This is a genomic window from Micromonospora sp. NPDC048842, from assembly GCF_040649935.1.
In the GTDB taxonomy this organism is placed as follows: domain Bacteria; phylum Actinomycetota; class Actinomycetes; order Mycobacteriales; family Micromonosporaceae; genus Micromonospora; species Micromonospora hortensis.
This window is the reverse complement of sequence record NZ_JBEZGK010000014.1, coordinates 71,171-98,122: the sequence shown is the minus strand read 5'-3', so window position 1 is coordinate 98,122 and position 26,952 is coordinate 71,171. Positions and strand designations below refer to the sequence as shown.

Below are 26,952 nucleotides of genomic sequence, written 5' to 3'. Positions count from 1 at the left end.
ACGATATGCGCTATCGCACTCTGGGCAGCACCGGCACCGTGGTGTCGACCCTGTGTCTGGGCACGATGACCTTCGGCGCGGAGACCGACGAGGCCGGCAGCTTCGCCCAACTGGACCGCTTCGTCGAGGCCGGCGGCACCTTCATCGACACCGCTGACGTCTACTCCACCGGCGTCTCCGAGGACATCATCGGACGCTGGCTGCGCAGCCGACCCGACCTACGCGACAGCCTGGTGATCGCCACCAAGGGGCGGTTCCCGATGGGCCCGGGAACCAACGACGCCGGCCTGTCCCGGGTGCATCTCACCCGCGCCCTGGACGCCAGCCTGCGCCGACTCGGCGTCGAGGCCGTCGACCTGTACCAGGCGCACGCCTGGGATCCGCTGACCCCGCTGCCGGAGACGCTGCGGTTCTTCGACGACGCGATCAGCGCCGGCAAGATCCGCTACGCGGGGGTCAGCAACTTCACCGGCTGGCAGTTGCAGAAGGCCGCCCTGCTCACCCAGCACCTCAACCTCACCCCGATCGTGACCCTGCAACCGCAGTACAACCTGCTGGCCCGGGAGATCGAGTTCGAGTTGGTGCCGGTCTGCGAGAACGAGGGCATCGGCATCCTGCCGTGGTCACCGTTGGGCGGCGGGTGGCTGACCGGCAAGTACCAGCGTGACAGCACGCCCACCGGGGCGACGCGGCTCGGCGAGAACCCGCAGCGTGGTGTCGAGGCGTACGCGGGCCGCAACGCTGAGGAGCGCACCTGGCGGGTGCTCGACGCGGTCCGCCAGATCGCCGCCGACCGCGACGTGTCCATGTCGGCGGTGTCCCTGGCCTGGCTGGCGGCCCGACCGGCGGTCACCTCGGTGATCCTCGGCGCGCGGACCACCGAGCAGCTCGACGACAACCTGACCGCCGCCGACCTGGTCCTCGACGCCGAGCAGATGCGGCTGCTGGACGAGGCGAGCGCCCCGCTGGTGGGCGACTACCCGTACGGCGCGGCCGGCGTGCGCCAGCGTGCACGTGACCTGCCGGCCGGATCATGACGTCGTTTCCCGAGCCCACCGACCCTGCCGGCAGCCGCACCGAGGTCTTCCTGCGCTACCTGGACTACTTCCGTGAGTCCGTGGTGGCCAAGGTATCGGCGCTGGCCGAGCCGGAGCTTCGGCACAGCCGGCTGCCGTCCGGATGGACCCCACTGGAGCTGCTCACCCACCTGCGCCACGTCGAGCTGCGCTGGATCGAGTGGGGTTTCCAGGGCCGGGACGTCGCCGAGCCGTGGGGCGACCGCCGCGACGACCGCTGGTACGTGGCTCCCGACGAGACCCGCGCGGATCTGGTGGCGGCGCTGCGGGCGCAGGGCGAGCACACCACGGCCGTGGTGACGGCGCACGACCTGGCCGAGGTCGGCGCGCCGGGCCCGCGCTGGAGAGGCGCGGACCCGGCGTCGCTGGAGCGGGTGCTGTTCCACCTGGTGCAGGAGTACGCCCGCCACCTGGGCCATCTCGACGTGGTCGCCGAACTCGCGGGCGGCCCGGCCGGGAAGTGAGGCCGTCGGCTCGATAATGGGCTGATGCCGCTGCTCGTCGCACCAGCCCTGCCCGCCGGGAGCCTCGCCGCCCAGGAGCAACCCCACCTTCCGGTACGTCCCGGGCTGGCCCTGCGGCCGTGGCGCGACGACGACGCCCCGGCCGTCCGGGTGGCCTTCGACTGTCCGCAGATCCAGCGGTGGCACGTCCGGCGCATCGACGGCGACGACGAGGCGCGGTCGTGGACGGCCCAGTGGGCCGGTCGTTGGCGTGACGAGACGGCCGCCAGTTGGGCGATCGTCGACGCCGACGACCGACCTCTGGGTCAGGTGGGGTTGCGGGGCGTGCTGCTGGTTGAGGCGTCGGCGCAGCTGTCGTACTGGTTGTTGCCCGCCGTGCGTGGTCGGGGCGTCGCCACCGAGGCGCTGCTCGCCCTGACCCGGTGGAGTTTCACGCGGGCCGGTCTGCACCGGCTGGCCCTGGAGCACTCGACGGTCAACGCGGCGTCGTGCCGGGTGGCCACGCGGGCCGGCTTCACCGAGGAGGGTATGGCCCGGGGGTCGGTTCGCCACGCCGACGGCTGGCACGACATGCATCTGCACGCACGGCTGCGCACCGACGGCCCGATCTGATCAGATGGTCGGCGCGGGTGGCGTCGGCGTCGCGCCGTCCTCGTCGGCCCGTCGCATCGCCCGCGGCAGTCGCAGCGCGACGACTCCGGTGGCCACCAGCCCGCCGACGCCCGCGACTATCAGGGTCACCGGGGCGGACGTGGCGTCCAGCAGGACACCACCCGCGAGGTAGGACGTCGCGGCGGCGACCCCGATCGCACCGTACAGATTGCCGAAGACCCTGCCGAGCATGCCCGCTGGCACCGTACGTTGCAGCAGCGTGCTGGAGGCGACGTCCATGGCCGCCAACCCGAACCCACGGACGGCCTGCAGGGCGATCGCGGCGGCGACGGCCCAGGCCAGCCCGGTCAGCAGGTTGCCGACACTACTGACGGCGAAGCCCGCGATCAGCAGCAACGGCATCGACGCCCGGGTGCCCCATCTGGACAACATGGCGTATCCGGCCACCAGTCCGACACCGACCGCGCCCAGCAGCAGCCCGACAGCTGATTCACCGACGTGGAAGGTCTTCTGGGCCAGCAGCACCAGGGCCACGTCGTCGACCCCGTTGAAGGCGACCACAGCGGTGAAGCCAAGGAAGATCACCCGTACCGTCGGAACACTCAACAGATAGCCGATGCCCGCTCTGGCCTGTCGCAGCAGGGACGGCTGGTGCCCGTCGCCGGTCGCCGGCGGAAGTGAGGGGAGCGTCGCGAGCAGTACGGCCGAGACCAGGAACGACACGGCGTCGACGAGCAGCACACCACGCAGTCCGACCAGCGGGAACAGGGCCGCTGCGAGTAGGGGGCCGACCGCCTCCGCCGCGTTGGAGCCGAACCCGAGGGTGGAGTTGGCGGTCTCCAGGTCACTGTCACCGACCAGTGCGGGCACCGCCGCCCGAGACGCTGGTTGGAAGAGCTGCGAGGCGGTGGCGCGAATCGCGACGAGAGCCAGCAGCATCGGCAGCGAGGGCATTGTCAGCACGATGACCAGCAGGACCACAGCTTGGATGAGTTCGCAGACGACCATCAATCGTCGGAGATTGAGCCGATCGGCGAGGGCGCCGGTGAAGGGGCCCAGCAGGGATGGCGCGAAGTCTCCGACAAGGAGCAGAAGCGCGACTGCCAGCCCCTTACCCGTCGTCTCGGCGACGTGGAAGATCAGCGCGACAAGGCTGAGTGAATCGCCCGCGTACGAGACGAGCCGTGCCGAGAAGAGCGTTCGGAATGGCCTGTTGCGGCGAAGCAGCTGGGTGGGACGCAACGGCGCAGCGTCTGCCGTGGCGGACGCTGCGCCGGACATCTCGAACTTCCCCTGTCGCCGAGGGTTGCGGTGAGGCGTGGTGCTGCCGATACCCGGGACTGGTGAACCAGCCTGTGGGTGAAGGTAGCCATCACAGCGCCGGTGAGCGCGGTATTTACCGTTGCCGGGGAGCTGATTCAGGAACCGACCGGGACGTCGGTGGTGGTCCCGTTGGCGTCGGTGACCCTGACCTCGGTCGCATTCGCGGGCAGGAGTGCCGCGGTGCGGCCGGCGTCCTGCCACTGGCCGTCGCCGGCTCGGTAGCTCAGCGCCGCCCCTTCGGCGGCGACGAGAACGCCCTGGTCGTCGGGCAGTCGTAGCCGCACAGGTAGGGGCGCCGACCAGTCCGCTGTCGTGCTGGCCACCGCTTCGAATGGAAGATATTTTCCGGCGAGCAGCGCGATGACGTGGGACGGGCCGTCGTCGTACTGGACGGTTTCCACGAGGAGCCGCCGGCCGTCGGGGGTTGCCCCGTAGACCCACAGGAGGGGAGAGCCGTTGTGCGTGTGCGCTCCGGCAGTGTCGAGGTATTCGGCGAGGGCTTCGGTCGGCGCGTTCACCTCTTTGACAGCCGGGTCCATCCCCCAGACCTGTTCCGCGCCGGGCAACGTGTGGCGAATCAACGGCGGCGCCGGCCGATCCTTGTTGCCGGGGAACAAGACCTCGCTCGTGCCCTCGATAGGCATCGCGTTGCGCCGTTCAACAGGAGTCCGGGAGAGCGCGACGGTGAGCTTCGTGCGCTGTGGCGGCACCGACAACACCGCCGCACCGTCTTGGAACGCCACCGGCTCGAAGGTCCGCTCGATCTTGCCATCGGGCGCATACCGCAGTTGCGCAGAGAACTCCACCGGTTGCCCGAAGTCGAGCACGAGCAGCACGTCGCGCTGCGGTCCGAGCAGTATCGCCTGCTCGAGGCCGTCCGTTCCGGTGTCGGTGGCCTGCGTCAGGGTGCCGACGCGCGGCCCGTCGGCGGTGGGTTTGACGAACCCCATCGTCATGCCGTGCGCGCTACGTTGGGCGACGTAGGCGGCCGAACCAGCGGGCGTTCGTCCTGCCCACACGACGTTCGGTTCGCCGCGCGGCCGATCATCGGCCTGCTCGGTGCCGCGCTGCCACGCCTCGCGGACCTGCCGCAGGTACCCTTCGTCGGCGGCCAGATCGCCGCGAGTGGGCTCGTCCAACAGCGGCGAAGCGACTTGTGGATCGCCGGCGTTGCCGGGCAGGTCGAGGACGCCGGCCACGGGAACGGCCACCACGGCCGCGCAGACCGCCGCCAACACGGCTCGCCGGCGCACCACCCGCCGCCGCCCGCCCCGACGCACCTCAGCGAGCAGGTCCGGCGGGCTGACCAGGTCATTCGTCGCGCGATGCAGGATGCCGCGTACGTCACTGTCGTTCATGGTCATCGCGAGCTCCCGGTTCCAGTGATGGGCATGACGAGGTTCGATCCGGCCAGCGCCTCTCGCAGCCGAGCGACCCCACGGGAGGCGTGACTCTTCACCGCGCCCTCGGAGCAGCCCATCGCCGCCGCGACGTCGACGACCGGCAGGTCTTCGAGGTAACGGAGCACGACAGCGGCCCGCTGCCGAGGTGGCAACGCCCGCAGCGCCCCGACGACCAGCTCGCGAACCGCCACCACTTCGGCGTGGTCCCGGGCAACCCCGTCGTGGTCGCCCAGCGACTGTTCCGGACGGCGGGCACGCCGCCGCCACCGGTTGATCGACCGATTGACCAGGGCACGTCGCGCGTACGCCTCCGGGCTGCTCTGCACCCGACGCCAGCGCACGTACATCTGCTCCAGCACCTCCTGAAGCAGGTCCTCCGCCGCGTGCCGGTCCCCGGTCAGCAGGAAGGCAACCCGCAACAGCACCCCCGACCGTGAGCGGACGAAGTCGTCGAACTCCGCCCCACGCAAATTTCTCATCTGACCTCCCGGCCTCGTCAACCAGCAAGACACCAGGTGGGGTCGCGGGGTTTACCGGTCCGGCAACTTCGCGCGGGTCGGACCCGGTGATCCGGGTGGCGCGGGTGGTGGACGGCCAGCGGTCAGTAGGGGCAGGACCGCCCGTCGCGCACCATCTGCGCGTACTCGGCGCCGGTGATGCGCAGCCGATCGGTCTTGGTGCCGTCCTTGGCCCGACAACCGTCGAACGGACTGAGGTAGATCCAGGCGTAGGCCGAGTCGTCAGCGCGTCCGGTCACCTCGAACGGCTTGTCGCCGGGTGCCGAGATCACCATTGTCTGGCGTCGTCCGTCGGCGAGGTAGTCCAACTCCAGTCGCCATCGGCAGTGCTGCTTCGCGCTGAGCGCTCGTACCTGGATGACGTTCTTCTCACCCTTGGGCAGGGTGATCTTGTGGGTGGAGAAGAACGGGGCGCCGGCATCCTCGCCGTCCGGGTCGTCGACGAGCATGCGGGGATTCGGTCGATCCACGTGCGTCACGAGGACGATCTTCTGGGAGTCGCCCTGGGATTCGTTGGGTTCCTGAATCCCGGTGAGTGGGGGGCGGCAGGGCTCGACGAGGACGGGCCGGAGGTCGACGGCCTCGGCGGCCTCGTCCCGGGTGCCGACGAGGGTGATCTCCCAGGTGCTCCGTTCGATGTCGACAGCGCCGGCCTCGATGGTCGGGTCGTCCGGCCGTTTGGCGTCCAGGCGAGCCAGGTCGGAGCTGGCGGGGTAGACGTAGTCGAGCGCACCCTCCTGCGGGTACGGAACGTGCTTCAGGTCCAGGACGACGACAGGCCCCCGCCCGGCCAACTGCTCGGCCAGCTCGTTCGCGGGCTTCCACTGGTTGATCGCGCCGAGAACGACGGCGCCGAGCCAGGCGGCGACGGCACCGACCACGATCGTCAGCAGCCAGGTGACGGGACGTTTCCACCAGGCGACAGGTGCCGGCACCGGGGCCTTGCGGCGACGCGGACGCTTGTTACGTGGACTCATGGACCGGAGTCTCCTGCGTGTCAGTGGACGTGTCCGTGGACGTGTCGGTGTCGAAGAGCCGACGGGCCAGCAGCACGGGCAGCGCGACGAGCCAACCCCAGGCCGCGCCGAACCGCAGCGAGGAGGTCAATTGCGCGCCCAGGGACTCCCACGGGGCGCAACCGGTGGGGGAGTCCGAGATGGCGCAGCCGACGAGGACATCGGACGTCGCGGTCAGCGCGGACGCCGCGATCGTGGCACCCCAACAGACGACGACGAGCCCGAGGCGGTGCCCGGAGTTTGGCAGGCCGGGGAGCAGCGCCCAGAGCAGGAGCCACAGCACCAACAACAGGGCGAGGGCGAGCACCGACCTGTACACCCAGACGTCCATCGACAGGGGATTCGGATCGACCTCGTGGGTCAGCCGGTATTCCACGTCATCGGGTGCGCGTGGCGGCGGGGACAGGGCGGGGCGGGACAAAAACACCCTGAGCAGCGCCAGGAAACCCCTCCCCGAATAGCTGTCCCACACCGCCTGGGTGCCGTTGACCAGCATGAGGACCAGCACCGGAAGGACGCCGGCCAGGGCAAGGTTCGCGCTGCGCCCCCGTACGTCGCCGATCAGCGGAACGCGGGGCGCGGCATCGACAACCGCGACCTGGGTCTCGTCGTCGCCCTCGTCAGCGCCTTTGTCTCTGCTGAGCCGGTCCAGCAGCAGTATCGCCAGGCTGGTGCCACCGACCAGGGATGCGTTCGTGAACGCCAGCAGGCAGCCGAGAAAGAGGGCGTCGGACGTCCAGCCGGTCAGCGTCAGGTGCGCGCTGGCGAGGAGCGTGGAATGGTCCAGTGCCTCGTTGGCGTACCAGCCGGCGGGGGCGGTGTGGACACGGACCACGAGGGTGGCCCACCAGAGCAGGTCCCCGATCGCCGTAGCGGTGAGGGCGGCGGCCGCGCCGGTCATCGCCGCGACGAACGGGTGCGTCCGCTGGGTGACGAGGCCGCAGGCCAGGTACGTCGACACTGCTATCAGCAGGATCACGACCCAGCGGATCAGTGGCGTCACCGCGTCCATCATGGGAGCGGCCGTGGCGTCGAGAGGGGCGAAGAAGGCCATTCCCTTCCCGAGGAACGTCGGAAGGTCGACAGCGGTCCGGGCGACGGTGAACGGGCCCGTCATGGCGCGGGCCTTGGCGGCGACCACCACATACAGGGAGATGGGGCCCGCCGTCGAGAACACGGCGACGAAAATCCTGAATGGTCGGCTCATCTTGCCGACCTCATCCCGGTGCGGGTCGTCACGCCGTCAGTCTCCCGCATCGCGCTGACTCGTACAGACCCCGGGAGGTGGTTGACGACCGCCTCAGCGGGTCTCCGCCCAGCCGACAAAGCGCGGGGTCAGATCGGGCAGCGCGACGTCCGGGTTGAGCTTGGTGAAGTCGGCAGTGGCTTCCTCCTGGACCTTCGCCAGGTGGCGTGACTTCGTCGCGATGGCCCGCGACGCCGGCTGACAAACCACATCGGACGTTGGCTCCCGGCGCTGGCCGGGAGCCTTCGTCGTGGGTGGGCCCGGCCGTCGCTCACCGCGCATCGACGATCGATCTGATCATCGCACGGCGGCGGGGTCGGCCGGTTGCGGTTGCGGGGTCGCCGGCCAGGTGAGTCGGCGTACGCCGGGCACGAGGGCGGTGCCCGCGCAGGAGGCGAGGACCAGCAGGCCCGCGACGGCCAGCGGGACGGGTGCGCCGAACGCGTCGGCGGCCAACGGCGCCAGGGCGTAGCCCAGCGGCATGGCGCCCAGCGACACCAGCCAGTCGTACGAGGTGACGCGGGCCAGGACCTCCGGCGGGAAGTGGTGCTGCACGACGGTCTCCCACACCGGGTTGAGGTAGCCGAGGGCGGTCAGCGCCACCGCGTAGGCGACGATCACCGCGGGGGCCGGCGCGGCGACGGCGAGTAGGAACAGCGGCGCGGCGTAGCAGGCCAGCCCGAGGTTGGCCAGCAGCACCGGCCGGTGCAGCCGGACCCGCCCGGCCAGCAGCGATCCGCTGAGCATCCCGATCGCGCCGGCCTGCAACAGCAGCACCCAGGTCGTCTCGCCGCCCAGGCGGTCGATGGCGACTGCCGGTCCGAGGGTCATCAGCACGGCGGCAGCGCCGTTCCACACGCCGTGCCCGAGCAGGCTGGTCCAGAACCAGTCGCGGGCGCGTACCTCGCCGAAGCCGTGGCGCAGGTCGGCGAGGACGGAACGGCGGGGCACCGGCACGTGGCGGACCCGCACCAGCGCGAGTAGCGCGGCGCTGAGCGCGAACGACGCGCCGTCCAGGATGAACGCCCAGCCGGGTCCGGCTGCCCAGACCAGCGCACCGGCCAGGGCCGGTCCGGCGAGGCGGCTGGTGTTGGCGGTGATCCCCATGAGGGCGTTGGCACGCTGCCGGTCGGCCGGTTCGACGGTGCCGGCGACCAGCGGGGACGCTGTCGGAATGGCGAACGCCGAGGCGGTGCCGCCGAGCGCGGACGCCACCACCACTGTGGTCAGCGACGGCTCGCCGCCGAGCAGCTCCACGCCGACTGCGAGCTGCGTGGCGCAGCGGACCAGGTCGGCCAGGAGGGCGACCCGGCGGGCGTCGAACCGGTCGGCCACCACGCCGCCTAACGGCAGCAGGACCAGCCGGGGGACGACCGCCGCGGCGAGGACGACGGCCAGCGCGCCGGTGGAGCCGGTGGCCCGCAGCACGGCCAGCGCCAGCGCGGCGGGCACCACCGCGTCGCCGAGGGCGGAGATGGTGCGACCCAGGAACAGCAGCCGGAAGGAGTGGTTGCGCAGTGGGTGAGCCATGCCCACAACATACTTCGACGTCGAATATTTCGGCAATGAATATTTCGGTGCTGAGGTAAGCTGACGCGGTGACCACGACTCCGGACGCCGTCGACCGGCACATCGAACGCTGGCTGCCAGTGGTGCCCGACCTCGACGCGGACGTCGAGGGGGCGGTGACCAGGATGATCCGACTGACCCGGCATCTGCGGGCCGTCAAGGAGCGGGTCCTGGTCGACCTCGACCTGCCGGCCCACGAGTACGACACCCTGCACGCCCTGGCCGGCCGCGGTGGCCGGGCCGCACCCTCGGACCTCGCTGCGGACCTCACGATGGCCCCCGCCTCGATCACCGCGCGGGTGGACGCGCTGCTGCGGCGGGGCTTCGTGCAACGGATTCCGTCGACAGTCGACCGTCGCCGCGTCGACGTGGAGCTCACCGAGGCGGGTAAGGCCGCGTGGCGCGGGGCGATGGAGGTCCAGGGTGCCGAGGAGCATCGCCTGCTCGGCGCGCTCACCGCGACCGAGCGGCGACACCTCTCCGACCTGCTGCGCCGGGTGCTGCTCGTCGCCGAACAGCCACCGAGCACGCCGCAGACCGACTGAACGGACCGCCTATCGACTGAGCGGGGCCGAAAATCGCCTGGCGGTCCGCGTACCGCTGATGCGAGGGTGACCGGCGTGACTGCGCATGTGCTGGCCGGGGCCCTGGCCGACGACGGACGGCGACGAATCTTCGCGGCGATCGTGCTGGGTGCGACAAGCGCGACCGAGGTCGCCGAGCGGACCGGCCTCCCGGCGCGGGTGGTGCTCACCGGGGTCCGCCGGCTCAGCGACGCGGGCCTCGTCACCGGCGCGGACGGAGCGCTCGCGCCCGACGAGGCGTCGCTGCGGGCCAGCGCGCGTGACAGTCGCCCGGCCGACGACGCCGAACCCGGCGTCGACCCGGTGCTGCGGACCTTCCTGCGGGCGGGCGTCCTGGTGGGTCTACCGGCCCAGCGGGGTCGACGGCGGGTAGTGCTCGCGCACATCGCCGAGCAGTCGTTCGAGCCGGGCACCCGCTATCCCGAGCGGGCCGTCGACGACGCGCTCAAGCCGTGGTGCGCCGCAGGAGGGTCGGATCACGCGACGCTGCGCCGGTATCTGATCGACGAGCAGTTGCTCATCCGCGAGCACGGCATCTACCAGCGGCTCTGACCGTCCGCCGCGCGAACGGTCTGGTTGCGGAGGATCTTGCTAGCCTCGGCGCATGACCTCCTGCACGCCCTCCGATGGCCCGCCGGACCTGTTGTTCCTGCTCTCCTGGGCGAGTCACGCGTTGCAGACCGAGCACGCCGCCGGGCTGGCCGAGCTTGGCATCTCGCCGCGGGCGCACTACGTGCTGGCGCAGGCCCACACCGGTGAGCTGACCCAGCGGGAGATCGGCGAGCGGTGCGGTGTGGACAAGACCACGATGGTCGTGACGCTCGACCAGTTGGAGCGGGCCGGGCTGGCCGAGCGCCGTCCGGTGCCAACGGACCGACGGGCCCGGATGGTGGCTGTGACACCGGCGGGGGAGCAGGTGCTGCTGCAGGCGCAACAGGTGGTCCGGCGCATCCAGGACGACCTGCTGGCAACCCTGCCCGAGCAGGACCGGGAGGTGTTCCTGCGGGCTCTCCTGGGGCTGGTGAGCGGACCACTGGCCAACACCTCCCCGTACGCGCCGGGAGCCCGCTCCGGCTGTTAGTTCCGAGAAAGATAGTTCCGAACAAGACTATCTGTTACGGTCGTACTCGTTCGTGTCCCCTGAACGAGGAGCCGTCATGAGTGCTGTCACCGTCACGACCCCCGCCCCCTCACCACTGCGCCGCCGCGTCCTCGGCGTCGCCGCCGCCGTCGTGGCACCCCTGGCCGTCTGGGTGATCGGCGCGCTGGCCGGAGTCGACTACACAGTCGAGAGCCCGGGCCAGCCCGCCACTGTCATCGGGGCCGGCGCGATCGTCATGATCTCCCTGGGAGCCGCACTGCTCGGCTGGGCGGTGCTGGCGCTGCTGGAGCGGTTCGCCACCCGGGTCGCCCGACCGGTCTGGATCTCGCTGGCCATCGTCGTGACGGCGCTGTCCTTCGCCCCGGTGCTCGCCGTCGAGGCCACCGGCGGCGCCAAGCTCGCCCTCGGCGCGACGCACGTGGCAGTGGCTGTCGCGCTGATCGCCCTGCTGCCCCGCCCGCGCCGGTAGGCGGCCCGCTGCTATTCCCCCCGCCCACCTCGTGTCGCGCTGACCACGGGGTGGGCGAAATCCTCGGGAGTTGACGCGCCAAGGTTGCTAGCATCGCCGTCATGGCACGAGGTATCTGGTCGCAGAAGGTCCGCTCCGCCCGCTGACGGCGGCGCCCTTCGTTCGGCTGAGTTCGCGCTCGCCGTCCCGGTTCCCGCCGGGCGGCCGTTAGCTGCTGCCCGGCTCCATCGCGAGCTGCGGAGCACCGTTGAACCTCACCCCGAACCCCGAAACCATGTCCCGGCCCGTCGAGGCCGGCAGCGCGCACGTGCGCGCCACCGACGTCACGGTGACCCGCGGGTCCCGGCGCGTCCTGACCGACGTCTCGGTCACCGTCTCCGCCCGGTCGAGGGTGGCGGTCGTCGGCGAGAACGGTCGCGGCAAGACGACACTGCTGCACGTCCTCGCCGGGCTGATCACGCCGGACGACGGCACCGTGCAGCGGGCCGGCACGATCGGCCTGGCCCGCCAGGAGCTGCCCGCCCGCGACGGCGAGACGGTCGGCACCCTCACGTCCGAGGCGCTTGCCACGTCGCTCACCGCCCTCGCCGCGCTGGACGAGGCGACCCTCGCCCTGACCGCTGGCGATCCGAGCGCCGAGGACCGCTACGCCGCCGCGCTCGACGCGGCCACCCGCCTCGACGCGTGGGACGCCGAACGTCGCGTCGACGTGGCACTGGAGGCCCTCGACGCCTGCACCGACCGCGACCGTCCCCTGGCGACGTTGTCGGTGGGGCAGCGCTACCGGGTGCGGCTGGCGTGCCTGCTCGGCGCGCGCCACGACGTGCTGCTGCTCGACGAGCCGACCAACCACCTCGACGCCGACGGCCTGGACTTCCTGACCCGCCGGCTCCGCGAGCACGACGGCGGTCTCGCGATCGTCAGCCACGACCGGGCGCTGCTGCGCGACGTCGCGGACCGGTTCCTCGACCTCGATCCGACCCACGACGCGAAGGCACGCATCTACGCCGGCGGTTACGACGCCTGGCAGGACGCGCGACGGCGCGAGCGGGAGCACTGGGAGCAGGAGTACGAGCAGCAGCAGGCCGAGCGTCGACGACTCCAGGACGCGGTGTCGAAGGCCCGCGACCGGCTCTCCACCGGCTGGCGGCCGGACAAAGGGACCGGCAAGCACCAGCGCCAGTCCCGCGCGCCGGGCGTCGTGCAGGCTCTGAACCGACAGCAGGACGCGCTCCAGGCACACCGGATCGACGTACCGAAACCACCGCCGACGCTGCGGGTGCCGGACCTCGGTGTACGGCAGGGCACGCCGCAGGTACGCGCGCAGGGCGTCGCCGTCGACGGGCGGCTCGCCGGCCCGGTCGACCTCACCATCGACGGCGGCGACCGGCTGCTCGTCACCGGGCCCAACGGCGCCGGGAAGTCCACACTGCTCGCGGTGCTCGCCGGAGCGCTCGCACCCACCGACGGGTACGCCTGGACGGCGAGGGAGGCCCGGGTCGCCCGGCTCACCCAGGAGACCGCCGGGCAGGCCCCCGACCTCACCGCCGACGAGGTGTACGCCGGCCAGGTGGGACGGCTGGTGTCGCGTGGGGTGCTGCCCGCCGCCGAGGCCGTGTCGCTCGGATCGCTCGGGCTGCTGGACTCCGCCGCGACGCGTACGCCCGTCGGGCGGATGTCGCAGGGGCAGCAGCGCCGCCTCGACCTGGCACTGGCGCTGGCCGGGCGGCCCACGCTGATCCTGCTCGACGAACCGACCAACCACCTGTCGTCGACGCTTGCCGACGAGCTGACCGCCGCGATCCGCGCGACGAGCGCCGCCGTCGTCGTCGCCACCCACGACCGGCAGTTGCTGCGGGACCTGGCCGACTGGCCGCTGCTACGGGTCGGTGAGCCGCCGATCCGGGCGACCGGATAAAGCCGTTGACCGGGCGGTGATGATCAACAGGTGACCATCACCGCCCGGTCTGCCTGGACGACCAGCACCAGCCGGCCCGACCACCCCGACGCAGTGCTGCTGCTGCGCGCGTACATGACCGAGATGGTGGTTCGCTATCACCGCCGCCCGGCCCTGCCCGGCGAGGTCGACGCGGCGCTGGCCGAGCTGCCCAGCGACGACCTGACCGCCCCGAGCGGGCTGCTCCTGCTCGCCCACCACGGCCCCGACCTGGCCGGCTGCGCAGGGCTGCGCTGGCATCCCGGCTGGGCCGAGCTGACCCGGGTGTTCATCCGCTCCGAGCACCGCGGCGCCGGTGGTGGCGCGGCGCTGCTGGCCGCCGTCGAGGAGCAGGCCAGCACGGCAGGGGCGGACCGGATCCGGCTCGACACCCGGCACGACCTGGTCGAGGCCCGCGCCCTGTACGCCCGGCACGGCTACACCGAGATCCCGGCGTACTCGCGGGGCCCCTACGCCGAACACTGGTTTGAGAAGCGGCTGCGCTGAGCAGTTGACGTCGGCGCGCGGACGCGCTAAATAAGAAGAGGAAGTTGAGTCGACCCGGCTCAACTCATCACCTTCGGCCAGGAGAACCGAGGAGGCATGACCATGTTGATGCGTACCGACCCGTTCCGCGAGATCGACCGGCTCGCCGAGCAGTTCTTCGGTACGGCGGCACGTCCCGCGACGATGCAGCTGGACGCCTACCGCGACGGCGACCACTTCTACGCGGCGTTCGACCTGCCCGGCGTCGATCCGGACAGCATCGACTGCACAGTCGAGCGCAACGTGCTCACCGTCCGCGCCGAGCGTCGCCGGCCCGCCGGCGATGGCGTCGAGCTGGTCGCCGCCGAACGCCCGATGGGCACCTTCACCCGGCAACTGTTCCTCGGCGACACGCTCGACACCGACAAGCTGGAGGCCGGCTACGAGCACGGGGTGCTGACGCTGCGCATCCCGGTCGCCGAGCGTGCCAAGCCCCGCCGGGTCACCATCCAAGCCAACGGCAGCGCCCGCCGAGAGATCAACGCCTGATCCGACACGCTGACGGGTGGGACCGGCGCGCCTGCACGCCGATCCCACCCAAGGCTGAGAGCCTTTTTCACATGGTGTTCTCCGACGCTCCGGTGCTCGCCCGCCCATCCGCGCCACCGGCGCTGCCGAGCGGGCCGGTCGAGGTCACCGAGGCGTGGCTGCGCAACCGGCGGCTGTCCGAGCACACCCGCGACGCCTACCGACGCGACGTCACCGGCTGGCTCCGCTGGTGCGCCGATCACGACCTCGACCCGCTGCGGGCCACGTTCCTGCACGTCAACGAGTACGCCCGCGCGCTGGAGAGCAGCGTCGGCGCCCGCAGCGGCCGCCCACTGACCCCGGCGACCGTCGCGCGTCGACTCTCGGCACTGTCCAGTTGGTACGACTTCCTGGTCAAACTGAGCGCCGTGCCGGCCAACCCGGTCTCCGGCGCCGACCGCCCCCGCGTCGACCGGGACCACTCCGCCACCGTCGGGCTCACCCCCGAAGAGGTGGACGCCCTGCTCAGCGCCGCCGACGCGGACACCGGCGCGACCGCCGTACGCAACCGGGCGGCGCTCGCGCTCCTCGCCGACCTGGGTCTGCGGGTCGGGGAGCTGATCTCGCTGGACCTGACCGACCTCGGCACCGAACGCGGCCACCGCAGCGTGCGTTTCATCGGCAAGGGCGGCAAACAACGTCGCCGCGCCCTCACCCCCGGCACCGGGCACGCCCTGGACGCCTACCTGGCCCAGCGGGCCGCCGCCACCGGCGTGCCGGTGCCGCAGCTCACCGGCCCGCTGCTGGTCACCGCCAGCGGCGCCCGACTGGACCGGCACTCGGTGTTCCGGATGGTCCGTCGGCTCGCCCGCGCCGCCGGCATCCCGGCCTGGGCGAAACTGTCCCCACACTCGCTGCGGCACGCCTTCGCCACCACTGCCCGCTCCGAAGGCGTGCCGTTGGAGGACGTCCAGGACGCCATGGGGCACGCCGACCCGCGCACCACCCGCCGCTACGACCGGGACCGGCACAACCTCGACCGCGACCCGGCCTACGCGGTGTGGGCGGCGCGGTCACGTCGTCGCGGCTGAGTGCTACACGCCCGACGTCGGGTCGTCGGTCAGTCGAGAACCGCAGTGGCTTCGACCTCGACGAGGAGATCAGGCTCGCCCAACGCGCTGACACCCAGCAGCGTGATGGGCTTGACCAGGTCAACTCCCAGCTTCGCACCCGCCCGAGCGACGCCTTCGCCCAACAGGGGCATCTTGTCGGGCGACCAGTCGACGACGTAGATGGTCAGTTTCGCCACGTCACCGAACGACCCACCGATCTCGGCCAGGGCGGTGCCGATGTTGAGATAGCACTGCTCGACCTGCGCGGCGAGGTCCCCCTCGCCGACTTTGCGCCCTTCGGCGTCGCGAGCCACCTGACCGGCGAGGAAGACCAGCTTGGACCCGGTTGCGATCGACAACTGGCGGTAGACGTCAGGCTTCGGTAACCCGTCCGGATTGACGAGAGTGATCGCCATGCTGACTCCTTCTGTCGTTGCGCCGGGCCGTCTCAGCTCTGCGGGCGGGGGCAGATGCAGAACGGCTGCCCGATCGGGTCGAGAAGCACCACCCACCGCTCGCCGCCGGGCTGGAATGCCGGCTTCGACGCGCCCGCGGCGACGAACTTCTCCTCCGCCGCCGCCAGGTCGTCGACGTAAAGATCCAGGTGGTAGCGCTTGTCGCCGGTCTGGTCGGGCCAGGAGGGCGGTCGGTAACCCTCGACCAGCCCGAAGCCGATGGAGACACCACCGGAGCTGATCATCGCGTACTCCGGTTGGCTGTGGGTGACCTCCCAGCCCAGCGCCTCGCGGTAGAACGCGGCGTGGCCGGGGGGATCGGAACTGTCGAGGTTGACCATCGCGAGGTCGGCAGAAGCTGTCACGCCGGCAGTATGCCGCCCGGGCCCGACAACTCCGGCCCGCGACACCGGCCCGCGAGTAAAGGTCAGGGGGCGTCGAGGGGCCAGAACGTCACGCGGGCCGTGCCGTCGCGGCAGATCAGCCCGGCGCCGACCCGGCGGCAGTCGGTCACACCCGCCGGGAGCACCGCTGACACCCGATGACCGTCGCGCCCCACCGTCGCGACCAGGGAGCGCCTGCCGTCCGCCGCCATTCCCAACACCACCAGGGATTCCGTGGTGCCCCGTGGGCCCCCCACGGTGCGCCAGCGCGCCCCGGCCGGCCACGTCCACACCCGCGCCCCGCTGCCCGCGTCGATCGCCCAGCGTCCCTGCTCGTCCTGCCCACAGAGCAGACCCTGGCAGGGCCGCAGGATCAGCTCACCCGGCTGCACCGGCACCTGCCAGCGTCGTACCAGCCCGGGTAGGTCGTAGCCGGTCAACACCACCGCGCCGCCGCTGGGGTGGCGCAGCACCAGGTGCGCGCCGACGACCTGGGGATTGTCCGGGCCGTAGTCGGCCGGCGGAAGCTGTCCCCGCCCGCGTTCGGTGCCGTCACGGGCGTCGAGCAGCCGGACCAACCCGTCGTCCTGCACCAGCAGCACCCGCCCGGGTAGGCCGGGCAGCGCCCGCAGCACCGCAGTGGAGGGCAGCGGGACCGACCACCGGTTCGCGCCGGTGACCGGGTCGACGCCGTGCACAGTGCCCTCGACCCGCCGACCCGGTTCGGCGGCGCTGCGCACCTCGCGCACCGCGACCGCCTCGTTTCCGGCCGCGTACACCCGCTCGGGCCGCCGCCACACCGGCTGGCCGGTACGCAACGACCGCGCGGTGGTCACCCGCGCCCCGAGCGCCTGGTCGCGCTCGACAAGCAGCAACAGGTCACCGGCGACCTCGGCGGACCACCCGGCGGCGGGCGGCACTGTGACCCGCCAGCGCGGCGGGCCGTCCGGGGCGGCCGAGTCGTAGGCGCTCAGCGTCGGCGGGTTCGGCTCGGGGTCGACGACCAGCAGCAGCGACCCCGCGCCGAACACTGTCGCCCGAGCGGGCACCGCCGGCCCGACCTGAGTCGTCAGGCGCGCGGCCGGGGCGGCACCACCGAGTAGGACACAGACCGCCACCAGCACCGCCACCCGCCACCGGCGGGACACCTGCGGCGGTGGCCGAGGCTCCTCCAGTGGCGCGCCCCGGTCGTCACCCAGCTCGATCAGCACCGACATGAGCGCCCACCCGTCCGCTCGCGCCGGCCGGTCAGCAGAGCAGGTCGAGGTGGCGGTGGGCGTCCTCGGCGATCTCCTCGTGCCGCAGCCAGCGGCGCGCCCACAGCCGGGCGGCCAACTCCGCCTGCTCGTCGCCCCACGCGGCGTGCTCGACGAGCAACGCGGTGGTCAGCGCGTACGCCAGGCGCAACGCCAGACCACGGGCGCCCGCGAGCACCGCCGACGCGTTCGGGTCGAAAGTCACCGCTGTGATGGTCTCCTGCAACTGCGCAGCGGCGGCGGCCAGGGTGTCGGCGAGCACCGGCGACAGCGGCCGAGCCAGGTCGACGGCGGCGGTCAGCCGGCTCAGCAGCGGCGCACCGGCGTCCTCCCGGGCCAGCGCGCGCAGCACGTCCACTGCCAGCACATTGGTGGTGCCCTCCCAGATCGGCAGCACCTGGGCGTCGCGCAGCAGCCGGGGCACGCCGGTGTCCTCCACGTAGCCGGCACCGCCGAAGCTCTCCACGTACTCACTGGCGGAGCTGACGGCGAGCCGGCCGGTGGCCAGCTTCGCCAACGGCGCCACGATGCGCAGCTCGGCGGCGGCCTCCGGGTCGGCGCCGACCTCGACCCGGCCGAGCAGGGCGAAGGCGTGCCCGGCGAGGGCGAACGCGCCCGCCGCGTCGACAGCGAGGGTGCCCAGGGTGGCCCGGTGCAGGGGCGAGGACACCAGCGGGCCGCCGGCGACGTGCCGCACCTCGGCGTACGCGCGGGCGTAGGCGAGGCCCCGTCGCATCCCGCCGGCCGCCGCCGCGGCGTTGTGCACCCGGGTCACCACGACCAGTGTCATCGCCCGGACCAGACCGGGCACCGCCGGATCACCCAACGGGAGGGCGTACGCGTCGCGCAGGCCGATCTCGGCGGTGGGAAGCGCCCGGGTGCCGAGCTTGTCCTTGAGCCGGTGCACAGTGACACCCGGTGCGGGTGCGCCCGGCGCCGCGCCGTCGGCCAGCGGTGAGTCGACCGCGTACCGGGGAACGAGGAACGGGGCGAGAACCCGGCTGCCCCGCCCGGCGCCCTCCGGCCGGGCCAGCGCCACCGCCATCGCCGCGTCGGCGGCGGAGCAGAACCACTTTTCCCCGGTCAGCCGCCACGAACCGTCCGCCGCGGGTCGGCCGAGCGTGCTGGAGCGGCCCAGATCGGAGCCGCCCTGCGACTCGGTCATCCACTGCCCGCTGGTGATCGCCGTGGCCGGGTCCGTGGAGATCAGCCGGGGCAGCCACGCGTCGCGGACCGTGGCGTCGACGTCGGGCATGCTGAGCAGCGCCGCCGCCCCGTCGGCCATCGCCACCGGGCAGGAGAACGTCGCCGACTCCGGCCCGTACAGGTGCAGCAGGGCGTGCTGCACGACCCGCGCGGCGGCACCCCAGGTGCCCCGGGCGTCCGGCAGGTAGGGCAGCGCCACCACGGCGTGTCGGGCGGCTGCGGCGCGTTGCGCCTGCCAACCGGCGGAGGTGTCGATCCGGTCGATCCGGGCACCCCACGGGTCGTAGCGGACCAGCGTCGGCGGGTGCGCCTCCGCGTCGGCGTGCGCCGCACGCAGCGGCCCGGTGACGTCGGCGGCCAGGTCCGCGAGACGGCCCTTCGCCGCGGCATGCCCGCCCGAGCCGAGGTGACGCTCCAGCCAGGACCGCAGCAGGCCATCGCCGGCGTACGGGTCGACGGGGGGTGGTACCGGCTGCACGAAGCGGCTCATCGATCGGCTCCTGGCACTGCTCGGGGGTGTGCGCCGACGGTAGACGATGCGGGGCCGCCGCGAACAGGGCACACCCGCCCATCGGGCGCACCCAGTTTCCGGCTTGTCGCCCGTCAGCGTGACCGTCTTCTCTACGGTCGGTAGTCGTGGGTGCGGGCCAGTCGTGGAGCCGACCGGCCCGGCGTCACCGCCCGATGCGCACCGGGTTGGCGTTCGCCGGGTTCGGTGTGGCGCTGTGCTGCGTGGGGGTGGCCGGGTTGGGCGCCTGGAACCTCCAGACCGTCCGGCAGGCCGCCGGCCCGATCCGGGAGACCGCCGACGGTTTCCTCAGCGAGGTGGCCCTCGGCGACAGCGACCGGGCGTACGAGCGGCTGTGCGAGGACGCGCGCAGCCGGTGGAGCGCGATCGGCTTCACCAGTTGGGTGCGGACACCACCGATGGTCACCGACTACGAGATCACCGACGTGTCGGTCGCCACCCGCAGCGGACGACCGCACGGCACGGTGACGGTGAAGGTGACCCGCGACGGCGGGCTCAGCGAGGAACGTCGCCTGCCAGTGGTCCGTGAGGACGGGAACTGGCGGGTGTGCGGTGACCCCTTCTAGGCCCCCGGTCGCCCCGCCGGTCCGCCCACAGCTGCTGCGACCACGCGAGGGAGTGCAGCCGACCACCTCGACGGAACTCTTCTTCGATCTCGTCTTCATCTTCAGCATCACCCAGTTGTCGCACTACCTGCTCGCGCACCTGGACTGGCGGGGCGCGGGGCGTACCGGCCTGTTGCTGGCGCTGGTGTGGCTCGTCTGGGTCTACACCACCTGGCTGACCAACTGGCTGCAACCGGACCAGGGGCCGGTGCGCACGATGCTGATCGGGGTGGGGCTGGGCAGCCTGCTGCTGTCGGCGACGATCCCGGAGGCGTTCGGCTCCACCGGCCTGCTCTTCGCGCTGGTCTACGTCACCGTGCAGGTGGGCCGCACCGTGTTCGCGTTGTGGGCGGTGCAGGGCAGCCCGTGGTTGGTGGCCGGATTTCAGCAGTCGCTGCCGTGGATCACCGGCACGTCGGTGCTCGTGGTCATCGGTGGCCTGGTCGGCGGTGCCGCCCGGGACGCGGTGTGGACGGCGGTGATCGTGATCGAGGTGGTCGGCCTCTCGATCGGCTATCCGCTGCCACGACGGGGACGCAGCCGACCCGAGCGGTGGATGGTGGAGGGTGGGCACCTGGCCGAACGGTGCGCGGCGTTCGTCCTGATCGCACTGGGGGAGTCGATCCTGGTCACCGGCAGCACCCTCACGTCGCACGTGGACCTGGTGACGTCCGGGGCGTTCCTGCTGGCGTTCGGTGGTTCGGTGGCGCTGTGGTGGGTGTACTTCGCCCGATCGGCCCCGGCCGCCACGGAGTTCATCGCCCACGCCGGGGCGCGCACCGGGGCGTTGAGCCGGGTCGCGTTCAACTTCCTGCACCCGGTGATCGTCGCCGGTGTCGTCGTCACGTCGGCGGCCGACGAGCGGTTGCTGCGGGAGCCCGGCGCCCCGGCCACCACTGTCGACGTGCTGCTCACCCTGGGCGGTCCCGCGCTGTTCCTGGCCGGGCACGCCGCCTACAAGGCGCTGTTGTGGCGGACCCTGCCGATCAGCCGGGTCACTGCGGTGGTGGTCCTGCTGGCGCTGATGCCGATCGGTGTGCTGCTGGAGGCACCCGTCGCGGTGTGCGCCGCTGTGGCGTTGGCGGTGACTGTCGCCGTGATCCTGACCGACCGGTTCCGGTCACTGGCGGCCGCGCGGTGACCGGCGCGTCGCCAGGACGCGGTCCACGTCATCCGCAGTTACTGCGCCCGCGCCGTGGCGTGGAGCGGACCACCTCCACCGAGCTCTTCTTCGACCTGGTCTACGTCTTCACGATCATCCAGCTGTCGCACTACCTGGCCGAGAACCTCAGCTGGCAGGGCGTCGGACGGACAGCGGTGCTGCTGAGCCTGGTCTGGCTGGTCTGGATCTACACGGTGTGGGCGGGTAACTGGCTGCACCCGGACCGGACACCCGTGCGGGCCACGCTGCTGGTGGTGACGCTGGGCAGCCTTCTGCTCGCCGCCGCGCTGCCCACCGCCTTCGGCGACAACGGCCTGCTCTTCGCTTTGGCGTACGCGGCGGTGCAGGTGGGTCGCACGGCCTTCTCCCTGTGGGCGATCCGGGGCGAGCCCTGGCTCGGCGACAGCTTCCGGCAGTGTTTCGTCTGGATCGCCGGTACCGGGGCGCTGGCGGCCGTCGGCGGGCTGGTGGACGCCCCGGCCCGGGAGCTGATCTGGATCGCGGTGATCGTCGTCGACTCGATCGGGCTGGCGACCGGGTTTCCGGTGCCCGGGATGGGGCGCAGCAGGCCGGAGCACTGGCGGGTGGAGGGCGGGCACCTGGCCGAACGCTGTCAGGCGTTCATCCTCATCGCGCTGGGGGAGTCGCTCCTGATCACCGGTGGGACGCTGACGCAGCGGTTGGACCGGGTGACCATCGCCGCGTTCCTCCTCGCGTTCGCGGGTTCGGTGGCCCTGTGGTGGGTGTACTTCGACCGGGCGCAGGCCAGCATGGCGGCGTTGGCGGCCGCGGGTGAACGGGCCGGGCGGCTCTCCCGGCTGGTGTTCAACTATCTGCACCCGGTGATGGTGGGCGGCATCGTCGTCACGGCAGTCGGTGACGAGCGGCTGCTGCACGATCCCGGGGAACCTGTCGGCTGGGCGAGCGCGCTGGTCGTCCTTGGCGGTCCCGCGTTGTTTCTGGCCGGGCACGCCGCGTACGAGATGGCACTCGGCGAGGCCGGGGTGGTCGCCCGGGTCGCGGCGACGCTGCTGCTGCTCACGCTGTCCCCGGCGGCGGTGGCGTTGCGGGCGCCGATCGCGGTGGCCGCCGGGGCTGCGCTGCTGATCACTGTCGGGGTGATCGTGGCCGACCGCATGTCGGCGCGGCGGGCTGCTCAGTCGCGGGGGCCGAGGTCGCCGCTGCGGTAGTGCCGGCGGCAGAGCACCTGGTAGCGCACCTCGGCGGTGTCGACGGTGTCGCCGATGACGACCTGGGCGCCCTCACGGACGACCCGCCCGTCGACGACTCGGGCGTTGAGCAGCCCTTCGCGGCCGCACCAGCAGAGCACCTCGACCTGGATGCGGGCCACCTCGTCGGCCAGCTCGAACAGGCGCTGCGCGGCGGGGAACATCCGTGAGCGGAAGTCGGTGGCCAGGCCGAACGCGAACACGTCGACGTCGTAGCTGTCGACCAGCTCGGCCATCTGCTCGACGTGCTCGACTGTGTAGAAGCACGCCTCGTCGCAGATCAGGTAGTCGACGCGTACCCCGTCGGCCCACCGGCCGCGCACCAGGGCCCGCAGGTCCAGGTCGTCGGTGACCTCGATGGCCTCGTGGGCCAGGCCGATCCGGGTGGTGACCTGCGGTCCGAGCGACCTGTCGATGCGGGTGGTGACCAGACCGCGCCGGCCCTGCCGGGCGTGGTTGTAGTTCATCTGCAACGCCATCGTCGACTTGCCGCAGTCCATCGGCCCCCAGAAGAACTTCAACGCCGCCGCGTGCACCGGACGCCCGTCGAGCCCGCGCGCGGCCGCGCACCCGGCCGGGGCGTGTGGCTGGCCGGGGAACGGGTGGGCCAGGCAGGTCGGGGCGGTGGCGGCGTCGTCGGTCACGGTCGGGCAGCCTAGCCGATCGACCGCCCCTGATCTGTCGCGCGCGGGACGCGTGCTCAGAGCACTCGGGGTGGGGTGTTGCCGGCGGCGACGATGGCACGGCGGATCGGCACGGCGGCCAGGAGTAGGAAGCCGACCACGAAGAAGATCAGCAGTGAGACCAGGCCCACCCGGTAGGAGGAGGTGAGTTGGAACACCAGACCGAAGGCGAGCGGGCCGAGCCAGCTGGTGCCCTTGTCGCTGATCTCGTAGAAGCCGTAGTACTCGCCTTCCTTGCCGACCGGGATGAGCTGGCTGAACAGCGACCGGCTCAACGCCTGGCTGCCGCCGAGGACCAGGCCGATGCCCGCGCCGAGGATCATGAACGGCACCGGCGCCTCGGCGGGCAGCCGGAACGCGGCGATGATCACACCGGTCCAGAGCACCAGGCTGAGCAGCACGGTCTTCCACGCGCCGATGCGCCGGGCCAGCGCGCCGAGGCTCAGCGCGCCGCCGAAGGCCAGGAACTGCACCAGCAGGATCGTGATGATCAGGGTGCTCTGCTCCAGGCGCAACTCCTCGGTGCCGTACTGGCTGGCCAGGGTGATGACCGTCTGGATGCCGTCGTTGTAGACCAGGAACGCGAGCAGGAAGAACAACGTCAACGGGTACGCCTTGATCTCGCGCATGGTGCGGCCGAGCTGCCGGAACCCGTCGGTGACCACGTTGCCATTGCCGCCGGCCAGGGCCGCCGCGCTGGGGTGCTCACGCATCCAGCGCAGCGGCACCAGCGTGAACACCGCCCACCACACCCCGGCCGACACGATCGACCAGCGGGCCAGGTCCAGGGTGCGTTGCGGGTTGTCCCCCTCGTCGAGCAGGGTGATCGCGACGAGGTTGAGCGCCAGCAGCAGACCGCCGCCGAGATAGCCGATCGCCCAGCCGCGGCTGGAGATGCCGTCGCGTTCGTCGGGGCCGCCGAGCTGCGGCAGGAACGAGTGGTACACCACGACCGCCGCGCCGAAGGAGATGTTCGCGATCAGGAACAACGCCCCACCGAGCAGGTAGCGGTCGCCGGTGACGAAGGCCATCAGGATCGTCGCGCCGGCACCGGTGAACGCGGCCCCACCGAGTAGCCGCTTCTTGTGCGCCGACCGGTCGGCGATCGCCCCGATGACCGGCAGCACGAACACGGTGAGGAACACCGACAGCGAGATCAGGTACGGGTAGTAGGACCCGGCGGCGATCTTGATGCCCAGCGGGTAGACGGAGCCGTCGCAGGAGTCCGCGCCGAGTTCGCAGCCGGCCGCCAACTCGGCGACGGTGGTCAGGAACGGGCCGAGGAACACGGTGATCACGGTGGTCTGGAACGCGGAGTTGGCCCAGTCGTAGATGTACCAGCCCCTGCGCTCGCGGCGGGTGCTCGCCGGGGGCGGGGTGTCGTCCACCGTGGGGGTCACGGTCTCGGCCATCCGGGGGTCCTTCGACGGTTCAGGCGGCCCAGTGGCCGCGGCTGCGGTAGACGTCGCGCAGCACGCCGACGTGATCGGTCATGATGCCATCCACACCGAGATCCAGTAAGTCGTGCATCTGGTCGGGTTGGTCGATCGTCCAGACGTGCACCTGAAGGCCGATGCGGTGGCAGTAGTCGAGGAACCGGCGGTCGACCACCGGCACCCGCCCGTAGCGCGGCGGCACCTGCGCGGCGACCACCGACGGCGGCAGCCGCAGCGGCCGCCCGTGCAGGGAGGCCAGTCGCAGCCGGGCGACACCGCGCATGCCCAGGCTGGTGGCGACCCGGCCTTCGGTGAGCGCGCGCAGCCGGGTCAGCCGGGCGTCGCTGAACGAGGCGAGCAGCACCCGGTCGCCGGCGCCGGCCCGGGTCACTGTCGCGACCGTCGGCTCGACGCCGCCGTCGGCCTTCACGTCGATGTTGAAGCGGACCTGCGGCCACGCCCCCAACACCTCGTCGAGCCGGGGTACGACGGCAGCGCCGCCCACGCGTACCGAGGCGAGGTCGGCCCAGCTCATGTCGGCGATGCGTCCCGCCTCGCCGGTGACCCTGCGCAGCGTCGGGTCGTGGAAGATCACCGCTACGCCGTCCGCTGTGGCGTGCACGTCGGTCTCCACGTACCGGTAGCCCAGCCCGACGGCCCGGGCGAACGCCTCGGTGGTGTTCTCGTCGCCCTCGGCGGCGCCGCCACGGTGGGCGAACGCCAGCGGCGCGGGCGCGTCGAGGTAGCCGAATCGGGTCAACACGCGACGCAGTATGCCCTCGGTTGGTGGAGCGCGGATGGCCTGCCGGCGAAAATCAGGCCCGTGGCACCGGGTGCCACCCCCACCGCGCCGATCGTGCGGTTTCGGTCGTGGATACGCGTGGAACGTTCCTTATGTCGGGACAGCATGTGCAAGATCGCGAGAGGGTGGGACGGGTGCGGTCAGCTCCAGTCGGTCTGGTAGCCGTCGTGGCGCAACAGGTCCAGCAGTTCGGCGTCGCTGGGTCGGTGGGCGTGGGTGAGCGCGGCGGTCAACTCCTCGACGCCGACCGGGTCCGGCCCCTGCACCTCGATCGCCCGTACCGTGGCGCCGTCGGTGCGGTAGAGGGCGATGGACGGGTCGCTGTTGTCGGTCTCGTGAGTCACGATCAGTGTGCTCCCGCCGCCCAGGTCGGTGCAGGTGCGCAGCCGCGGCGAGCCGCAGTCGACGCCGTCGGGTAGCCCGCTCGCGGCCTGCGGCACGCGCAACCGCCAGAGCACGGGCACAGCCCGGCCGTCGGTGGTGCGCAGCGGGTAGGCGATATCGAGACCGCCACGCTCCAGCCAGCCGACGGCGCCGGAGCGGGTCACGTCGTCGGGGATCAGCAGCTGATCTCGAGACCACGGTGACGACCGCGTCAGGTCGGCGAGGTCCCGCTGGTCCTTGGCGTGGTGGTACTCGATCCGCAGACCGGCGTAGCCGATCCCGCCGACGACGACGAGTACCAATGCGGCGAGGACGAGACTACGGCGCGACACGTGATCATTGTCCCCGTCGCCGGTTCGGCTCAGGTGCCCGGGCACCTGAGCCGAACCGGTCAGCGCCCCAGGAGCCGGAGCGTCTCGTCCCAGAGGACGTCGGCGTTTCTGTCATCGAGGGCGTACGGGAGCACGCCGCTCCTGTCGTCGGACCGCTCGGCGATGAGCGGGGCCTCGTTGCCGTCCTCGAAATAGCGGCCGGTCACACCCTCGACCTCGGGGCTGGCGGCCAGCAGGACCGAGGTGGCCGCGCCCTGCTGGGGGGTCTTCCAGCCCGGCGGCACCTCCAGGCGGTTGCCCTGCTCGTCGAGCGCGCCGACCCAGCGCAACTGCGCGTCGTCGAGGTGCCGTTGCAGGTTGGTCATGATGCCGCCGGGGTGCAGGGCATTGGCGGTGATGCCGTCGGCGGCCCACTTCTTGGCCAGGGCGACAGTGAACAGGATGGCGGCGGTCTTCGACTGGCCGTACGCCGACCATGCCTCGTAGGGCCGGGCGGTGAAGTGGATGTCGTCGAAGACGACCGGGGACTGCTGGTGGGCCGACGAGCTGACGACGACGATGCGGGCGCCCCGCGCGGCGGCCAGTGCGTCGCGCAGACCCAGGGTCAGTGCGGCGTGACCGAGGTGGTTGATGGCGAACTGCGCCTCCCAGCCGTCGGCCGTCCTGGTCAGCTCGGGCACGGCCATGATGCCGGCGTTGTTCACCAGGATGTGCAGCGGGCCTGTCCAGCCGGCCACGAAGGCGTCGATGGAGGCGCGGTCGGCCAGGTCGAGGTGGTCGACCCGGACCTTGCCGGATGCCCCGCCGGCCGTGATGTCGGCGGCGGCGCGCTCACCGGCGGCGGTGTCGCGTACGGCCAACGTCACCTCGGCGCCGGCGTTGGCCAGCGCCCGGGCGGTCTCCAGGCCGATCCCGGACGCCCCGCCGGTGACGATGGCCCGCCGGCCGGTGAGGTCGACGCCGTCGATCACCTCAGCGGCGGTCGACTGGGCCGAGTACGGCGTGATGATTCGTGACATTTCGGGCCTCCAAGGGTGCAAGATCAT

The 26,952-nt window shown here is 71.9% G+C and carries 30 protein-coding genes; 14 read left to right on the top strand and 16 right to left on the bottom strand.

Features of this window, described 5'->3' with window-relative positions; all coding sequences use genetic code 11:
* Positions 1–5: 5 nt before the first annotated feature.
* From AB0C19_RS20765 to AB0C19_RS20755, 3 genes are read left to right on the top strand one after another with little or no spacing between them, the layout of a single operon-like run.
* Complete coding sequence (locus AB0C19_RS20765) at positions 6–1,037, top strand: aldo/keto reductase (protein ID WP_357187712.1); 1,032 nt, start codon at positions 6–8, stop codon at positions 1,035–1,037.
* Positions 1,034–1,540, top strand: coding sequence for a DUF664 domain-containing protein (locus tag AB0C19_RS20760; RefSeq protein ID WP_357187710.1), 507 nt, complete (start codon positions 1,034–1,036; stop codon positions 1,538–1,540). The genes AB0C19_RS20765 and AB0C19_RS20760 overlap by 4 nt, the downstream gene beginning before the upstream one ends.
* Before the next feature lie 24 nt (positions 1,541–1,564).
* Positions 1,565–2,152 carry a GNAT family N-acetyltransferase gene (locus tag AB0C19_RS20755; protein ID WP_357187708.1) on the top strand — a complete coding sequence of 196 codons (588 nt, stop codon included), beginning with the start codon at positions 1,565–1,567 and terminating at the stop codon, positions 2,150–2,152.
* On the opposite strand, the gene AB0C19_RS20750 is transcribed toward AB0C19_RS20755, so the two are convergent.
* The 7 genes from AB0C19_RS20750 to AB0C19_RS20720 form a co-directional block, all read right to left on the bottom strand.
* Positions 2,153–3,394, bottom strand: a complete 1,242-nt coding sequence (locus AB0C19_RS20750) for an MFS transporter (protein ID WP_357187706.1) — start codon at positions 3,392–3,394, stop codon at positions 2,153–2,155. It lies immediately after the preceding gene.
* A 176-nt stretch (positions 3,395–3,570) separates the two neighbouring features.
* Positions 3,571–4,674 (bottom strand): hypothetical protein, encoded by a 1,104-nt coding sequence (locus AB0C19_RS20745; protein WP_357187704.1) that lies wholly within the window; start codon positions 4,672–4,674, stop codon positions 3,571–3,573.
* Between the two features lie 161 nt (positions 4,675–4,835).
* A complete protein-coding gene (locus tag AB0C19_RS20740; RefSeq protein WP_357187702.1) occupies positions 4,836–5,357 on the bottom strand; it encodes a SigE family RNA polymerase sigma factor in 522 nt (173 codons plus the stop codon).
* 122 nt (positions 5,358–5,479) lie between these two features.
* On the bottom strand, positions 5,480–6,373 hold the full coding sequence (locus AB0C19_RS20735; RefSeq protein ID WP_357187700.1) for a hypothetical protein: 894 nt from the start codon (positions 6,371–6,373) through the stop codon (positions 5,480–5,482).
* Positions 6,360–7,619: a hypothetical protein gene (locus AB0C19_RS20730; RefSeq protein ID WP_357187698.1), complete on the bottom strand. Its 1,260-nt coding sequence runs from the start codon at positions 7,617–7,619 to the stop codon at positions 6,360–6,362. The genes AB0C19_RS20735 and AB0C19_RS20730 overlap by 14 nt, the downstream gene beginning before the upstream one ends.
* Before the next feature lie 93 nt (positions 7,620–7,712).
* Positions 7,713–7,868, bottom strand: a complete 156-nt coding sequence (locus tag AB0C19_RS20725) for a hypothetical protein (protein ID WP_357187696.1) — start codon at positions 7,866–7,868, stop codon at positions 7,713–7,715.
* 87 nt (positions 7,869–7,955) lie between these two features.
* A complete protein-coding gene (locus AB0C19_RS20720) occupies positions 7,956–9,188 on the bottom strand; it encodes an MFS transporter (RefSeq protein ID WP_357187694.1) in 1,233 nt (410 codons plus the stop codon).
* A gap of 68 nt (positions 9,189–9,256) precedes the next feature.
* On the opposite strand from AB0C19_RS20720, the gene AB0C19_RS20715 reads away from it, so the two are divergent.
* From AB0C19_RS20715 to AB0C19_RS20680, 8 genes are all read left to right on the top strand, one after another.
* Positions 9,257–9,772, top strand: a complete 516-nt coding sequence (locus AB0C19_RS20715; RefSeq protein WP_357187692.1) for a MarR family transcriptional regulator — start codon at positions 9,257–9,259, stop codon at positions 9,770–9,772.
* 75 nt (positions 9,773–9,847) lie between these two features.
* Positions 9,848–10,363, top strand: coding sequence for a DUF2087 domain-containing protein (locus AB0C19_RS20710; protein WP_357187690.1), 516 nt, complete (start codon positions 9,848–9,850; stop codon positions 10,361–10,363).
* A 52-nt stretch (positions 10,364–10,415) separates the two neighbouring features.
* Entirely contained in the window at positions 10,416–10,892 is a 477-nt protein-coding gene (locus AB0C19_RS20705) for a MarR family winged helix-turn-helix transcriptional regulator (protein WP_357187688.1), read from the top strand.
* Between the two features lie 76 nt (positions 10,893–10,968).
* Positions 10,969–11,382 carry a DUF6069 family protein gene (locus tag AB0C19_RS20700; RefSeq protein ID WP_357187686.1) on the top strand — a complete coding sequence of 138 codons (414 nt, stop codon included), beginning with the start codon at positions 10,969–10,971 and terminating at the stop codon, positions 11,380–11,382.
* A gap of 247 nt (positions 11,383–11,629) precedes the next feature.
* Complete coding sequence (locus tag AB0C19_RS20695) at positions 11,630–13,300, top strand: ATP-binding cassette domain-containing protein (RefSeq protein WP_357187684.1); 1,671 nt, start codon at positions 11,630–11,632, stop codon at positions 13,298–13,300.
* A gap of 30 nt (positions 13,301–13,330) precedes the next feature.
* Positions 13,331–13,825 carry a GNAT family N-acetyltransferase gene (locus tag AB0C19_RS20690; RefSeq protein WP_357187682.1) on the top strand — a complete coding sequence of 165 codons (495 nt, stop codon included), beginning with the start codon at positions 13,331–13,333 and terminating at the stop codon, positions 13,823–13,825.
* A 102-nt stretch (positions 13,826–13,927) separates the two neighbouring features.
* Positions 13,928–14,353, top strand: coding sequence for an Hsp20/alpha crystallin family protein (locus AB0C19_RS20685; RefSeq protein ID WP_357187856.1), 426 nt, complete (start codon positions 13,928–13,930; stop codon positions 14,351–14,353).
* A gap of 71 nt (positions 14,354–14,424) precedes the next feature.
* A complete protein-coding gene (locus tag AB0C19_RS20680) occupies positions 14,425–15,423 on the top strand; it encodes a tyrosine-type recombinase/integrase (RefSeq protein ID WP_238685628.1) in 999 nt (332 codons plus the stop codon).
* Positions 15,424–15,452: 29 nt separating this feature from the next.
* Here the strand turns inward: AB0C19_RS20680 and AB0C19_RS20675 are convergent, their stop codons facing one another.
* The 4 genes from AB0C19_RS20675 to AB0C19_RS20660 all read right to left on the bottom strand — a co-directional run bounded on the left by AB0C19_RS20675 (position 15,453) and on the right by AB0C19_RS20660 (position 19,234).
* Positions 15,453–15,860, bottom strand: a complete 408-nt coding sequence (locus AB0C19_RS20675) for a RidA family protein (protein ID WP_203120462.1) — start codon at positions 15,858–15,860, stop codon at positions 15,453–15,455.
* A 32-nt stretch (positions 15,861–15,892) separates the two neighbouring features.
* On the bottom strand, positions 15,893–16,264 hold the full coding sequence (locus tag AB0C19_RS20670; protein WP_357187680.1) for a VOC family protein: 372 nt from the start codon (positions 16,262–16,264) through the stop codon (positions 15,893–15,895).
* 62 nt (positions 16,265–16,326) lie between these two features.
* Positions 16,327–17,499: a PQQ-binding-like beta-propeller repeat protein gene (locus AB0C19_RS20665; RefSeq protein WP_357187678.1), complete on the bottom strand. Its 1,173-nt coding sequence runs from the start codon at positions 17,497–17,499 to the stop codon at positions 16,327–16,329.
* 31 nt (positions 17,500–17,530) lie between these two features.
* On the bottom strand, positions 17,531–19,234 hold the full coding sequence (locus AB0C19_RS20660) for an acyl-CoA dehydrogenase family protein (protein ID WP_357187676.1): 1,704 nt from the start codon (positions 19,232–19,234) through the stop codon (positions 17,531–17,533).
* Positions 19,235–19,428: 194 nt separating this feature from the next.
* Between AB0C19_RS20660 and AB0C19_RS20655 the strand changes: the two genes are divergently transcribed.
* The 3 genes from AB0C19_RS20655 to AB0C19_RS20645 are packed head-to-tail and all read left to right on the top strand — an operon-like array spanning position 19,429 to position 22,230.
* Positions 19,429–19,839: a hypothetical protein gene (locus tag AB0C19_RS20655; RefSeq protein WP_328655304.1), complete on the top strand. Its 411-nt coding sequence runs from the start codon at positions 19,429–19,431 to the stop codon at positions 19,837–19,839.
* Entirely contained in the window at positions 19,826–21,019 is a 1,194-nt protein-coding gene (locus AB0C19_RS20650) for a low temperature requirement protein A (protein ID WP_357187674.1), read from the top strand. Before AB0C19_RS20655 ends, AB0C19_RS20650 begins: the two co-directional genes overlap by 14 nt.
* Before the next feature lie 59 nt (positions 21,020–21,078).
* A complete protein-coding gene (locus AB0C19_RS20645; protein ID WP_357187672.1) occupies positions 21,079–22,230 on the top strand; it encodes a low temperature requirement protein A in 1,152 nt (383 codons plus the stop codon).
* On the opposite strand, the gene AB0C19_RS20640 is transcribed toward AB0C19_RS20645, so the two are convergent.
* From AB0C19_RS20640 to AB0C19_RS20620, 5 genes are all read right to left on the bottom strand, one after another.
* The gene (locus AB0C19_RS20640; protein ID WP_238688998.1) at positions 22,197–22,805 is read right to left on the bottom strand and encodes a thymidine kinase; all 609 of its coding nucleotides are present in this window, start codon (positions 22,803–22,805) and stop codon (positions 22,197–22,199) included. The two genes, AB0C19_RS20645 and AB0C19_RS20640, sit on opposite strands and share 34 nt — an antisense overlap.
* Before the next feature lie 164 nt (positions 22,806–22,969).
* Complete coding sequence (locus tag AB0C19_RS20635; RefSeq protein ID WP_357187670.1) at positions 22,970–24,364, bottom strand: MFS transporter; 1,395 nt, start codon at positions 24,362–24,364, stop codon at positions 22,970–22,972.
* Between the two features lie 19 nt (positions 24,365–24,383).
* Positions 24,384–25,151: a glycerophosphodiester phosphodiesterase gene (locus AB0C19_RS20630; RefSeq protein WP_357187669.1), complete on the bottom strand. Its 768-nt coding sequence runs from the start codon at positions 25,149–25,151 to the stop codon at positions 24,384–24,386.
* A 179-nt stretch (positions 25,152–25,330) separates the two neighbouring features.
* Positions 25,331–25,906 (bottom strand): hypothetical protein, encoded by a 576-nt coding sequence (locus AB0C19_RS20625; RefSeq protein WP_357187667.1) that lies wholly within the window; start codon positions 25,904–25,906, stop codon positions 25,331–25,333.
* A 59-nt stretch (positions 25,907–25,965) separates the two neighbouring features.
* Entirely contained in the window at positions 25,966–26,925 is a 960-nt protein-coding gene (locus AB0C19_RS20620) for an SDR family NAD(P)-dependent oxidoreductase (protein WP_357187665.1), read from the bottom strand.
* Positions 26,926–26,952 lie beyond the last annotated feature (27 nt).